This window comes from Rhizobium sp. No.120, from assembly GCF_054558365.1.
Genome location: NZ_BAAJNQ010000002.1, coordinates 556,981 through 569,687, shown reverse-complemented (window position 1 = coordinate 569,687; position 12,707 = coordinate 556,981). Strand labels below are relative to the sequence as shown.

Annotated in this window: 9 protein-coding genes; 2 read left to right on the top strand and 7 right to left on the bottom strand. The window is 60.3% G+C overall.

Annotated features, from left to right (window positions below; genetic code table 11):
• Positions 1–41 precede the first annotated feature (41 nt).
• Together ACYJRZ_RS08470 and ACYJRZ_RS08465 are read right to left on the bottom strand one after the other, a co-directional pair.
• Positions 42–1,958 carry a DEAD/DEAH box helicase gene (locus ACYJRZ_RS08470; protein WP_459458702.1) on the bottom strand — a complete coding sequence of 639 codons (1,917 nt, stop codon included), beginning with the start codon at positions 1,956–1,958 and terminating at the stop codon, positions 42–44.
• A gap of 354 nt (positions 1,959–2,312) precedes the next feature.
• On the bottom strand, positions 2,313–4,265 hold the full coding sequence (locus tag ACYJRZ_RS08465) for an acetoacetate--CoA ligase (RefSeq protein ID WP_459457944.1): 1,953 nt from the start codon (positions 4,263–4,265) through the stop codon (positions 2,313–2,315).
• A gap of 166 nt (positions 4,266–4,431) precedes the next feature.
• Between ACYJRZ_RS08465 and ACYJRZ_RS08460 the strand changes: the two genes are divergently transcribed.
• Positions 4,432–6,327 carry an AsmA family protein gene (locus tag ACYJRZ_RS08460; RefSeq protein ID WP_459457942.1) on the top strand — a complete coding sequence of 632 codons (1,896 nt, stop codon included), beginning with the start codon at positions 4,432–4,434 and terminating at the stop codon, positions 6,325–6,327.
• Positions 6,328–6,359: 32 nt separating this feature from the next.
• Here ACYJRZ_RS08460 and ACYJRZ_RS08455 read toward each other — a convergent pair whose 3' ends face one another.
• The 4 genes from ACYJRZ_RS08455 to ACYJRZ_RS08440 form a co-directional block, all read right to left on the bottom strand.
• Positions 6,360–7,175 carry an ABC transporter permease subunit gene (locus ACYJRZ_RS08455; RefSeq protein WP_459457940.1) on the bottom strand — a complete coding sequence of 272 codons (816 nt, stop codon included), beginning with the start codon at positions 7,173–7,175 and terminating at the stop codon, positions 6,360–6,362.
• A gap of 3 nt (positions 7,176–7,178) precedes the next feature.
• On the bottom strand, positions 7,179–8,090 hold the full coding sequence (locus ACYJRZ_RS08450; protein ID WP_459457938.1) for an ABC transporter permease subunit: 912 nt from the start codon (positions 8,088–8,090) through the stop codon (positions 7,179–7,181).
• Positions 8,091–8,092: 2 nt separating this feature from the next.
• Positions 8,093–9,235 (bottom strand): ABC transporter ATP-binding protein, encoded by a 1,143-nt coding sequence (locus ACYJRZ_RS08445; RefSeq protein ID WP_459457936.1) that lies wholly within the window; start codon positions 9,233–9,235, stop codon positions 8,093–8,095.
• Between the two features lie 129 nt (positions 9,236–9,364).
• Positions 9,365–10,453 (bottom strand): polyamine ABC transporter substrate-binding protein, encoded by a 1,089-nt coding sequence (locus ACYJRZ_RS08440; RefSeq protein ID WP_459458700.1) that lies wholly within the window; start codon positions 10,451–10,453, stop codon positions 9,365–9,367.
• A 327-nt stretch (positions 10,454–10,780) separates the two neighbouring features.
• Here ACYJRZ_RS08440 and ACYJRZ_RS08435 point away from each other — a divergent pair, with 327 nt between their 5' ends.
• The gene (locus ACYJRZ_RS08435) at positions 10,781–11,779 is read left to right on the top strand and encodes an aldo/keto reductase (protein WP_459457934.1); all 999 of its coding nucleotides are present in this window, start codon (positions 10,781–10,783) and stop codon (positions 11,777–11,779) included.
• 37 nt (positions 11,780–11,816) lie between these two features.
• Here ACYJRZ_RS08435 and ACYJRZ_RS08430 read toward each other — a convergent pair whose 3' ends face one another.
• Positions 11,817–12,689, bottom strand: a complete 873-nt coding sequence (locus ACYJRZ_RS08430) for a LysR family transcriptional regulator (RefSeq protein ID WP_459457933.1) — start codon at positions 12,687–12,689, stop codon at positions 11,817–11,819.
• Between the last annotated feature and the right edge of the window lie 18 nt (positions 12,690–12,707).

The window sequence follows — 12,707 nt, the reverse complement described above, 5'->3', positions numbered from 1 at the left end:
CGCCAAGGGGGCGGCCGCCCCCTTGAACTCGGAGATAGAAATTAATTCTCCTGCGCCCGTGCAGCCTTGCGCTTGGCCCTCGAATTCGGCTTGCCTGCTGGCGGGCCGTCGTTCTTGGCGAAGCCCGGCTTGCCGGGCTTTTTCGCCCAGGGCTTCTTGTCGGAACGTTCGGAAACACCGCCCTCGCCTGCATGCGTCCGCTCCGGCTTGCGGTCGGACTTCCATTTCGGCTTCGGGCCGTCATTCGAACGCGGTCCCTTGTCAGCAAAGGGCTTTTTCTTTGCAAAGCCGCCTTCCCGCTTAGCCTGGAAATCCGGCATGCCTGCAAGCGGCTTGACCCTGATGCCGCGCTCGAGCGTCTTGTCCGGACCGATGGCCGCGAGGAAGCGCTCGAAACCCTCCTGCGAGAGCTCGACGAAGGTCTCCTCGGGCTGCATCTTGATGGCGCCGATGTCGCGCTTGGTCAGATTGCCGTTGCGGCAAAGCATGGGGATCAGCCAGCGTGGCTCGGCATTCTGCTTGCGTCCAACCGAAAGCGATACCCAGAGACCATCGGTGAAGTCGTTGCGCCCCGCAGATGAGCCGTCATCGCGAGGCGTGACCGGAAAGTCATCCCGCCGCGGCTTTCTGCGCTCGCCTTCGGCCGGCACGTCCTGTAGCTCCTCGGGGGCGGAGTGACCAGTGCGGTATTGCCGCAGGAATGCAGCCGCCACCTGCTCGGCGCCGTGGCGCTCCAACAGCTGCCGGACGATCGACTGCTCGTCTTCGGCAAGCGGTGCTTCAAAGACCGGATCGGCTAGAAGACGCTCGTCGTCCCGCTGGCTCACCTCGTCGGCCGACGGTGGCTTTGCCCAGGTGGCACGGATGCGGGCGGCTTCCAGCAGGCGTTCGGTGCGTCGACGGGCGCTCAGCGGCACGATCATGGCGCTGACGCCCTTGTTGCCGGCGCGGCCGGTGCGGCCGCTGCGGTGCAGCAGCGTTTCCGGATTGGTCGGCAGATCGGCGTGAATGACCAGCTCCAACCCCGGCAAGTCGATGCCGCGGGCCGCGACGTCAGTCGCGATACAGACGCGGGCGCGGCCGTCGCGCATGGCCTGCAGGGCGTGCGTGCGCTCGTTCTGGCTGAGCTCGCCCGAGAGCGCAACAACCGAAAAACCGCGATTGTTGAAGCGGGCCGTCAGATGATTGACGGCAGCGCGCGTCGAGCAGAAAACGATGGCATTGCGCGCTTCATAATAGCGCAGCACGTTGATGATGGCGTTTTCCCGGTCGCTCGGCACCACGGTCAGCGCGCGATAGTCGATATCGACATGCTGCTTGGCCTCAGAAGCGGTGGCGATGCGGACGGCGTCGCGCTGGTAGTTTTCGGCAAGCTTGGCGATTGAGCGCGGCACCGTTGCGGAAAACATCAGGGTGCGGCGCTCGGATGGCGCGGCTTCCAGAATGAATTCCAGATCCTCGCGGAAACCGAGATCGAGCATTTCGTCGGCTTCGTCGAGCACGACGGCCTTGAGTTCGGAGATATCCAGCGAATTGCGGCGGATGTGATCGCAGAGACGACCGGGCGTGCCGACGACGATATGGGCACCGCGCTCGAGCGTGCGTCGCTCCGTGCGCATATCCATGCCGCCGACGCAGGAGGCGATCGTCGCGCCCGTGAGGCCGTAGAGCCATTCCAGCTCGCGCTGGACCTGCAGAGCCAGTTCACGCGTGGGCGCGATCGCTAGCGCCAAGGGAGCGCCTGCCGGGCCAAACCGTTCCGCGCCATCAAGCAGGCCGGGCGCCAGCGCCAGGCCGAAGGCAACCGTCTTGCCCGAGCCGGTCTGGGCCGAGACAAGCGCATCCTTGCCAGCCAGGCCGGGATCGAGCATGGCCTTTTGCACCGGCGTCAGCGTTTCATACCCGCGCTTTGCCAAAGCCTGGGCGATCGCAGGAGCGATGCCTTCGAATTCAGTCATCATCTGTCTTTCGGAATTCTTCGCGCACCATCAGGCGGCGATCATCGTGGCTCGCACGTCGCGAACCTCTTCTTCACGCGTGCACATACTTGCTCAAGGCCGCAATGTACAGAGCAGAGGCGGATTCGCGACGAGGAAACGAAAAAAAGGCAGCGAACCGCGCTGCCTTTGAAGTTTATGCTGTCGAAAGCAAGCTCGAGTCACGGAACTTCATGTCTCGGGAGCCGAGAGTGGCTCCAATCCGTTCCAGCTCATGCGAACGGCCTCAAGTTAGCCTTTACTTTTGACCAAGCTTTCTTAACGCAGGGTTACCAAATGAGGGTCATCGTTTGCTCCTCAATTTTAAGGTGCGCCTCAGTTTTTCAGCTCTTCCAGCCCTTCAAAGAGATCCAGTGCTTCCGGATTGGCGAGCGCCTCCTTGTTCTTGACTGGACGGCCATGAACGACCTCTCGCACGGCAAGCTCGACGATCTTGCCGGATTTCGTGCGGGGGATATCGGTAACCGCGATGATCTTGGCCGGCACATGGCGAGGCGAGGCACCGGTGCGGATGCGCGTCTTCATTGCCTTGACCAGATCTTCGGTCAGGGAGACGCCGGCGGCAAGGCGGACGAAAAGCACGACGCGGACGTCATCGTCCCAATCCTGACCGATGCAGAGCGCCTCCAGAACCTCGGGAATCTGCTCGACCTGATTGTAGATCTCGGCCGTGCCGATGCGAACGCCGCCAGGATTGAGCGTCGCGTCGGAGCGGCCGTGAATGATGAGGCCGCCATGCTCCGTCCATTCGGCGAAATCTCCGTGGCACCAGATATTGTCGAAGCGCTCGAAATAGGCGGCGCGATATTTGGCGCGCTCCGGATCGTTCCAGAACATGACCGGCATGGAGGGAAAGGCCTTAGTGCAGACGAGCTCGCCCTTCTCGCCACGCACCGGCTTGCCTTCGTCGTTCCAGACATCGACGGCGAGGCCGAGGCCCGGCCCCTGGATTTCGCCGCGCCAGACCGCTTGCAGCGGGTTGCCGAGCACGAAGCAGGAGACGATATCCGTGCCGCCGGAAATGGAGGCCAGCTGGATATCGTCCTTGATGCCCTCGTAAACGAAGGTGAAACCCTCGGGCGACAGCGGCGAGCCGGTGGAGGTCATCAGCCGCAGGCTCGAAAGGTCATGCGAGGTCTTCGGCGTCAGGCCGCTCTTGTGGACGGCGTCGATATATTTGGCAGAGGTGCCGAACAGCGCGAATTTCTCTTCCTGCGCATAGTCGAACAGGATGTTGCCGTCAGGCGCGAAGGGCGATCCATCGTAGAGGCAAAGCGTGGCGCCGGCGGCAAGGCCCGTCACCAGCCAGTTCCACATCATCCAGCCGCAGGTGGTAAAATAGAAGACCTTCTCGCCGGGTACCACGCCACAATGCAGACGATGTTCCTTGATGAGTTGCAGCAGTGCGCCGCCAGTGGAATGCACGATGCACTTCGGGACGCCCGTCGTGCCCGAGGAAAACAGGATGAATAGCGGATGGGAGAAGGAGACGGGCTCGTACTCCACAGCTTTCGCCTCGAAGGGTGCAATCAGATCGTCGAGAGTTCGCGCGCCTGACGTTGCCGCCACGACCGCCTCGGCATTGCCGGCGTAGGGCACGATGATAGCAGGCGCTTTCAGTCGCTGAGCGATGGCGCTGGCCTTGGCGGTAACATCCTGCAGCTTGCCGGCGTACCAGTAGCCGCTGCAGGCGATGAAGAGCTTCGGTTCGATCTGACCGAAGCGGTCCATGACGCCCTGCTCGCCGAAATCCGGAGAGCAGGAAGACCAGATCGCACCGATCGACGCTGCCGCCAGCATGCAGGCGATGGTTTCGGGCATGTTCGGCATCATGGCTGCGATGCGGTCCCCCTTGCCGATACCCTCGGCGCGGTAGGCCTGCTGCAGCCGGGATACCATGGCGGCCAGCCGATCCCAGGACCAGCGATCGCGCACCTTATCCTCGCCCCAGAAGACCAGCGCATCGCCCTCGCCGCTCCGCGACAACAGGTTTTCGGCGAAATTCAGCTCGGCATCGGGAAAGAAGCGGGCATCCAACATGACATCGCCATGGATCAGCGCCCGCTCACCGCGCTTGCCCTTCACGCCGCAGAAATCCCAGACCGCCGACCAGAAGTTTTCACGATCTGCGATGGACCAGGCATGGAGGCCGGCAAAATCCGCCAGCGAAAGGCCGAAGCGGCGGTTGCATTCCTGCATGAAGGCAAACATGGGGCTCCGGCGGCGAAACTCCTCCGACGGCGTCCAGAGCGGCTGCTGATCCTGCATATTTCTCTCCCCGCTTTTCGCTCTATATATAGCGATGTTGCAGCGCATTATAAAACATGGTGTTGTGGGCATTGCCAGTGCGTGATGTTTGCATCGGGCAAACATTTCCTATATCCGGCAAACTCAGGCAGACTATCCCTATCAGTTCAAGAGTCTCCTCGGGATCATGAGTGCTTCGAAAAACAACAAGTGGCGGTTGACGATGCGTTCGGCCTCGCGCTGGCTGCCTGCCTTTGCTCGCACGACCGGCATCATTCTTCTCACGATCCTCATTGTCTTTGCTGTCTTCAGAGCGACCGCCCCTTTTCTGATTTCAAGCGGTCTTGTGCGCTCTGGCATCGAGAAGGCACTGTCGGATTGGACGGGATATCGCGCCCAGATCGAAGGCGACCCGACGCTTGATTTCTGGCCGACGCCACGTGTGACGCTCAATCAGGTCACCATCCGCGAACCGTCGAAAAACGGCAAGGTTCTCGGCCATGTCGATAGCCTTTCGGCGGATTTCTCCCTGTGGTCGGCGATCCGCGGGCACGCGCATTTTCACGAATTCCATTTCCTGCGTCCGATCCTCTACATCCGCCGCGACGACAATGGCCTGATCGACTGGACGAACGAAGGCCGCCTTTCCAAAGCGATTGAGCAGGCCGAGGCCTCCTCCGGCGACGGCATGCGGATAAGCAAGGAACAGGATGCAGCCATCGGCATGCTGACCATTGAGGACGGCAGCATTGAGATGACCGACGAGCGCAGCGGCAATATCTACAAGCTCAACGCCGTCAACGCCGACATCTCCTGGCCACGGCTTTCACAGTCGCTGAGCGCCGTCGTCCTTGCCCGCTTCAACGGCCAGGACATCAAGCTGAATTTCGATTCGACGCAGCCTCTGCTTTTCTTCGCCGGCAAGAATGTGGATACCAAAACCAGCTTCGTCTCGCCGCTGATCAGCTGGACCTATACGGGTATCACTAGCATATCGGATTTTTCGGCGCTTTCCGGCAATCTGGATCTGAGCGTGCCGAACGTTCCTTCCTTCATCGCCTGGAGCGGCCAGCGCCTGCCGGCGGCCGACGCCTTGGAGAATATCTCGCTCAACGCCAGCATCGCAGCGATCGACAATGGCCTGCGCTTCAACAATCTCAGCTTCAAGGTCAACGATTCCGCAGCCTCCGGCATCATGGACCTGAGCTACACGAAAGCGGGCAAACCGAAGATTTCCGGCACGCTGGCTTTCGACCAGATGAACCTCAATCCTTTCCTTGCCGCCTTCTCCATGCGCCTGGCCGCGCAAACCGCCATCGATGCACTGCTGAACGGCAATCCGCTGCAGCGGCTCGACCTCGACTTGCGGTTATCATCGAACAAGGCGGCCCTCGGCCCCTTCCAGTTCGACAATATCGGCGCCAGCCTGCTGGTGGCAGATGGCAAGGCGAAATTCGACATAGGCGACAGCGGCTTCGAAAATGGCTCGCTGACCGCGCATCTTGAGGTCGCACCGGGCGACTTCGACGGCGGCGGCAAATTGCAGATATCGATTCGCAACGCCGATTTCGGTGGGCTCTTCACGCGCCTGAATTTGATTGGCCCGCTGCCGATGCCTTCATCGGCGTCGCTGGATCTTTCGCTCAGCACCTCGAAGCCGATCTGGGTTGCCACGCTCAGCGACGTCGCCGGCACACTGCATTTCGCTTCGTCGGGAGGATCGTTCCGCCAATTCGATCTTTCGAGCTTTCGGACGCTCGCCACCCAGAAGGCATTCTTCCGGATGAGCGATATCGCCGGCTCATCCTTCACCTTCGACAGCATCAACGCAGATGCAAGTTTTGCGAAAGGCTCCGCCGAGGTCCAGAACGCAACCATTACCGGCCGCAACGAGACGATCAGCTTCAACGGCGTGGTTCCGTTCCGCACTAACGGGCTGGCACTCTCTGGCGCAATCGAGGCGACCTCACCCTCCGACGCCAGCGAACTGCCGATGCTGCCCTTCTTCATTGGCGGCAGCTGGCCAAACCCGGTGATTTCGCCGGTCGCAACGCTTCTGCAAAAACCGGCACAGCAGCCATAGTTCTTGCGGAGGCGCCGTTCGGCCGCAGTACTTCAAGCTGCTGCAGCCGCCTGCTCATCCCTCTGTCGCTGGACTTCTCGGCGCTTCGTCGCGATGGAAGCGCATATGACGCCGAGGGCGACCACGCCGATCAGGATGGTGCAGATGGCATTAATCTCCGGCGTCACCCCAAGCTTGACCTGACTGTAGATCAGCATCGGCAGGGTCTTGGCGCCTGCGCCGGAAGCAAAGGTCGCGATTACCAGATCGTCGAGCGACAAGGTGAGCGCCAGCACCCAGCCGGAGAAGACGGCCGGCGCGATGATCGGCAGCGTCACCTCGAAGAAGGTGCGCACCGGCGGCGCGCCGAGATCCATCGCCGCCTCCTCGATGGAGCGATCGAAGGTTAGTAGGCGGGACTGAACGACGACGGCGACGAAGCACATGGTCAGCGTCGTATGCGCCATGACGATCGTCCAGAAGCCGCGATCGACGCCCGATGTTACGAAGAGCAGCAGCAGCGACAAGCCGGTGATGACGTCTGGCATAACCAGCGGCGCATAGATCATGCCCGAAAACAGGATTCGGCCGCGGAAACGCGTGTAGCGTACAAGCGTGATGGCCGCGAGCGTACCGAGTACGGTTGCAATCGTCGCTGAGAGCAGCGCGATGCGCACCGTCAGCCATGCAGCATTGAGCATCGTATCATTGCTGAAGAGGTGCACGTACCACTGCGTCGAGAAGCCGCCCCAAACGGTGACGAGACGCGAGCTGTTGAAGGAATAGATGACCAGCAGCAGGATCGGCAGGTAGAGGAAGGCCAGGCCGAGCGTGACCGAGACAATGTTGAAGCGGGACCAGCGAATCATTCGTTATCTCCCCTTCTCATCGGCTTTGGCTTGGAAATGCTGGAAGAAGACGATGGGCACTACCAGCACCAGAAGCAGGATAGTCGCTACCGCCGAAGCCAGCGGCCAGTCGGTGTTGCTGTAGAATTCCGTCCAGAGCACCTTGCCGATCATCAGGGTCTGCGAACCGCCGAGCAGATCAGGGATGACGAACTCGCCAACGGCCGGGATGAAGACCAACATGCAGCCGGCGACGATGCCAGGAATGGAGAGCGGAAAGGTAACACGCCAAAAGGCGCCGATCGGCGTGCAGCCGAGATCTTGCGCCGCCTCGATCAGCGTGCCGTCCATCTTCTCCAGCGCGGAATAGAGCGGCAGAACCATGAAGGGCAGGTAAGAATAAACCATGCCGATATAGACGGCGGTATTGGTGTTCAGGATGACGAGCGGCTCATGGATGATGCCGAGCGCCATCAGCAATTGGTTCAACAGGCCCGTCGTGCTCAAGATCGACATCCAGGAATAGACGCGGATCAGAAAGCTCGTCCAGAAGGGCAGGATGACCAGCATCAGCAAGGTCGGCCGGATCGTGCGCGGCGCCTGCGCCATGCCATAGGCGATCGGATATGCGATGATCAGCGTCAGAAGCGTCGAGATGCCGGCGATCTGCAGGCTCTCGATATAGGCGTTCATATAGAGGGGGTCGCCGGTCAGCCACACATAATTGTCGAACGACATGGTCTGCAGCTTGTCCCACCAGTCGCCGAAGCTGTCGCTCCAGGCGAAGGACGGATCATAGGGCGGGACCGACAGCGCCTTCGTCGACAGCGAAATGCGGAAGACGATGAGGAAGGGCGCTAGAAAGAAGATCAGCAACCAACCATAGGGAACGATGATGACGAGGCGCTGATAGATGGAGGAGCCGAGCGCTTTCATGATCAATCCTTCAGCAAGACGCCGGCATTTTCGTCGAAGGAGACCCAGACATTCTGATCGTAGGCGAAGGGTTCTTCCACGGCGCGCACCGCATTCAGGGAAGAGGCCTTGACCACCTGACCGCTTTTCAGCTTGACGTGGAAAACGGTCATGTCGCCGAGATAGGCGATGTCCCAGATCTCGCCTTCGGCGGCATTGACCGAAGCATTGGCGGGCGGGCGCGGCGATACCCTGAGTTTTTCCGGGCGGATGGCAAGGCTGGCACGGCTTCCCGCCGATGGCATATCGCTGGAAGCGGTACGCACCGCAAATCCCGAATCGACCGCGATCTCGACGATGCCAGATTGTGCCGAGGTGACGTTTCCGTCGAGAATATTCACATCGCCGATGAAGTCGGCGACAAAGCGACAATTGGGTGCCTCATAGATCTCGGCTGGGGTCGCAACTTGCACCACCTTGCCGTGGCTCATGACCGCGATGCGGTCGGCCATGGTCATCGCCTCTTCCTGGTCGTGGGTGACGACGACGAAAGTCAGCCCCAGGCTTTGCTGCAGATCCATGAGTTCGAACTGCGTCTCTTCGCGCAACTTCTTGTCGAGCGCGCCAAGGGGTTCGTCGAGCAGCAGCACCTTCGGCCGTTTCGCAAGCGAGCGGGCAAGCGCAACGCGCTGGCGCTGGCCGCCGGAAAGCTGGTTTGGCTTGCGCTTGGCGAATTGCTCCAGCTTGACGAGCTTCAGCATCTGCGCGACGCGATCGTCGATCTCGGCTTTCGGCATGCCATCCTGGCGCAGACCAAAGGCGATGTTCTTTTCCACCGACATATGGGGAAACAGCGCGTAAGACTGGAACATCATGTTGACGGGGCGACGATAGGGCGGCGTGCCGGCAAGATCCTGGCCATCGAGCACGATCTCGCCCGTCGTCGGCTGCTCGAAACCAGCCAGCATGCGCAAAAGCGTGGACTTGCCGCAGCCGGATGCGCCGAGAAGGGCAAAGAATTCACGATTGTAGATATTCAGGGAGAGGTTATCGACGGCGGTGAAATCACCGAACTTCTTGGTCACGTTCCTGAAGGAAATGTAAGGCTTGGCCGAAGGATCGGTCCAAGGAGCAAAGGAACGTCGGATATTACCGAGTGATTTCATTATCTATCCCCAAATGGATGCCCGGATGGGCGCGTGTCGTGCCGGCTCTTCCCCGTTCCGGCGCGCTCGTGATTCCTGCATTATCCTCATAAGGAAAGGCCCGGACGTTGCCGTCCGGGCCGCTTCGATTTATTGGCCTGTCGTGACCTTTGTCCACAAGCGCGTCGCCACGCGCTGCGTTTTAGAGTCCCAAGGGGTCAGCGTGTATAGTTTCTCGCGGACCGCGTCGGTGGGATAGACGGACGGATCTTCCAGCACGTCCTTGCTCACGAACTGCTGCGACGCCTTGTTGCCGTTGGCATAGGAAGTGAAGTTGCTCGCCTTGGCGATGACCTCAGGCTTCATGATATAGTTGAGGAAGATATGCGCCTCCTCGACATGCGGCGCATCGGCAGGGATCGCCATGACGTCGAACCACATCTGCGCCCCTTTCGTCGGGATCGAATAGGCGATGTTGACGCCATTTTTCGCCTCGGCGGCGCGGTTTCGGGCCTGCAGCACGTCGCCGGAATAGCCAAACGCCAGGCAGATATCGCCATTGGCAAGCGCATTGATATATTCGGAGGAATGGAACTTGCGAACGAAGGGACGGATCGCGGTCAGGAGATCCTCGGCCTTCTTGAAGTCTTCCTGCTTGGTCGAATTCGGGTCGAGACCCAGATAGCGCAGGGCGGCCGGAATGACGTCCGTCGGCGAATCCAGCACGTAGATGCCGCAATCCTTGAACTTGGCGGCCAGCGCGGGATCAAAGATCACATTGATGTCAGGCGCCGCATCGGTGCCGAGGATCTGCTTCGCCTTGTCGACATTGTAGCCGACACCGCTGGTACCCCACATGTAGTCGATGGCGTACTGGTTGCCGGGGTCATATGTGGCGATGCGCTGCTGCACCGTATCCCACATGTTGGAGATGTTCGGCAGCTTGGACTTGTCGAGCTTCTGGAAGACGCCGGCCTTGATCTGGCGCTGCAGGAAGTAAGCGGTCGGCACGACAATGTCGTAGCCGGTCTTGCCGGCCAGCAGCTTGGTTTCTAGTGTCTCGTTCTGGTCGAAGGTGTCGTAGACGACCTTGATGCCGGTTTCCTTGGTGAAATCCGTCAGGATGGAATTATCGATATAATCCGACCAGTTGTAGATATTGACGACCTTGTCTTCTGCCTGAGCGACCGTTGCCAGCGAAACGACAGCGAATGCCGTTGCTGCAAGCCGTGCGAACATGGACTTCATAGTCTCTCCTGTTTTGTTCAAGGGCATCCTAGCGATGCCCAACCCTCTGTTTTTCCCGTTAGACTAGAAAGGAAATCGGAAGGCGACAAGGGAAAAAGCAAGCCGACATAAGCTTTAGCCCTTTTCCTCGAAAACGATCTTTCGCCCCGCAAATTAGCAACGCCTTTAGCACGCAATCGTGAACTCAAAGCCGGCTTCACACGTGAATACGGAAGCAGGCTTTGCTAACATCGCGACATTCTCGCTCGCGAACATTCTCAAGCCCGTTTCGCCATCCTGCCCAGCGGGCAAACTCAAACCCATCATCGGGGACCTATCATGGAGTATCAGAAATTCGGCAATACCGGTCTCAGCGTCTCGCGCCTGTGTCTGGGCACGATGACCTTCGGCCTGCAGATCGAGCAGGAAGACATAGCCCATGCCATTCTCGACAGGGCGACCGATGCCGGCGTCAATTTCATCGACACCGCCGATGTCTATCCGCTCGGCGGCGGCGAACAACTTGCCGGCCGCACTGAGGAGATCGTCGGGCGCTGGCTAAAGGGCAAGCGCGACCGTTTCATCGTCGCTACGAAGGCTGTCGGAAAGGTCGGCCCGTCTCCCTGGGATCAGGGGGCGTCGCGCAAGCATCTTCTCGACGCCATCGACGCTTCGCTGCGGCGCCTGGGCACTGACTATGTCGATCTTTACCAGTTGCATTCGGACGATCGCGAAACACCGCTAGACGAGACGCTGGAGGCGCTCGACGTCATCGTACGCTCGGGCAAGGCTCGCTATGTCGGCGTGTCGAACTTCCTCGCCTACCGGCTGGCGCTGGCGCTCGGCCGCGCCGATTTTTTGCGCACCGCCCGCTTCGTTTCGGTGCAGCCACGCTACAATCTCCTGTTCCGTCAGATCGAGCGCGAGCTTCTGCCGCTTGCCGAAGAACAGCGTATCGCCGTCATCCCCTACAACCCGATCGCAGGAGGCCTCCTCACCGGCAAGCATAAGCACGATGTCGCGCCGACAGAAGGCCGCTTCAGCGCGCAGCTGCGCAGCGCCGGCAGCAATTATCTGCAGCGCTATTGGCATGAGCGCGAATTCGCGACCATCGAGAAGCTGCGGGGTATTGCCGAAGAGGCCGGGCAATCGCTGACCAAGCTTGCCATCGCCTGGGTTGCGGCCAATCCGGTGATCACCTCTGCCATCATTGGCGCCAGCCGTCCCGAACAGCTGACGGACACGCTTGCCGCCATCGATCTCAAGCTCGATCCGGAGCTGAAGGCGAAGCTTGACGAAGCCACGGTCGAATATCGCTGGGGCGACGCGGCACGGTGAAGAAGCACGAACCGGCGGTCAATTGCCGCCGGTTCTTTCACACATAGGTCGGACGCTTGCCGGCAAAGAGTTCGGCATGGCTTTTCAACAGTTTGGTCATGCGGTCGACCACCGTGCGGATTTCCTGACGATGGCGGTCGGCATTGTTCATGACGATCCATTGCCGATGGCGCAGCTCGTGAATTTCCTCGCCGACTCGCTCCAGTCGGGGTTCCTGATCTCCGACGAAACAGGGCAGAACGGCAATGCCGGCTCCGGCAAGCACGAGATCGTGCAGCGAGCGCGGACGGCTGACCGTGAAAACAATTTCCTGACGCTTGTTCTGATGGGGCCAGCGCAGATAGGCCGAGATTGCTTCCTCCTCCGCTACCGCGATCCAGCGCTGTGGGCCGACAAAGCGCATATTGCGGGCCTGATAGGCGGCATAGGCAACATCACTGATCTTGATGGCGGCGAGATTGGTCTCTTCCGGCTCGAAAGCACGAATGCCGATATCGCTTTCGCGATGAGCGAGGCTGGCGCGGCGCTCGCCGAGATGCAGATCGATGCGAAAGCCGTCGCGCTCCGAGCAGATGGTTGGCATATTCTGGCTGAGCAGCCAGCCGATCCAGGTGCCAGCGGCGATGCGGACGACAGACATGCCCTGGGCATTGCGTTGCCAGCTGTCGACCTTGCGGGCGGCCGCCTCCATCTCCAGCAGCTGATCGAACAGCGCCTGGCCGTCGCCGGTCAGCGTATAGCCCGCTTGGCTGCGCTCGAAGAGCGGACGGCCGATCTGCGCTTCCAGTTCCAACATCCGCCGGCCGATCGTCGCGGGGCTGAGGCCGCTTGAAGGGACCGCGCCGGTCAAACCACCGCCACGGGCGACATCGAGGAAAAGCTGATAGGAATCCCACGTGGTGTTTTTCATAATTGAAAAACATAAGAC

Bases quoted from the DNA above. Each gene is read 5' to 3' on its own strand.
- ACYJRZ_RS08465 (WP_459457944.1), bottom strand. From the start codon at position 4,265: ATGCAGGATCAGCAGCCGCTCTGGACGCCGTCGGAGGAGTTTCGCCGC.
- ACYJRZ_RS08445 (WP_459457936.1), bottom strand. From the start codon at position 9,235: ATGAAATCACTCGGTAATATCCGACGTTCCTTTGCTCCTTGGACCGAT.
- ACYJRZ_RS08450 (WP_459457938.1), bottom strand. From the start codon at position 8,090: ATGAAAGCGCTCGGCTCCTCCATCTATCAGCGCCTCGTCATCATCGTT.
- ACYJRZ_RS08470 (WP_459458702.1), bottom strand. From the start codon at position 1,958: ATGACTGAATTCGAAGGCATCGCTCCTGCGATCGCCCAGGCTTTGGCA.
- ACYJRZ_RS08460 (WP_459457942.1), top strand. From the start codon at position 4,432: ATGAGTGCTTCGAAAAACAACAAGTGGCGGTTGACGATGCGTTCGGCC.
- ACYJRZ_RS08430 (WP_459457933.1), bottom strand. From the start codon at position 12,689: ATGAAAAACACCACGTGGGATTCCTATCAGCTTTTCCTCGATGTCGCC.
- ACYJRZ_RS08455 (WP_459457940.1), bottom strand. From the start codon at position 7,175: ATGATTCGCTGGTCCCGCTTCAACATTGTCTCGGTCACGCTCGGCCTG.
- ACYJRZ_RS08435 (WP_459457934.1), top strand. From the start codon at position 10,781: ATGGAGTATCAGAAATTCGGCAATACCGGTCTCAGCGTCTCGCGCCTG.
- ACYJRZ_RS08440 (WP_459458700.1), bottom strand. From the start codon at position 10,453: ATGTTCGCACGGCTTGCAGCAACGGCATTCGCTGTCGTTTCGCTGGCA.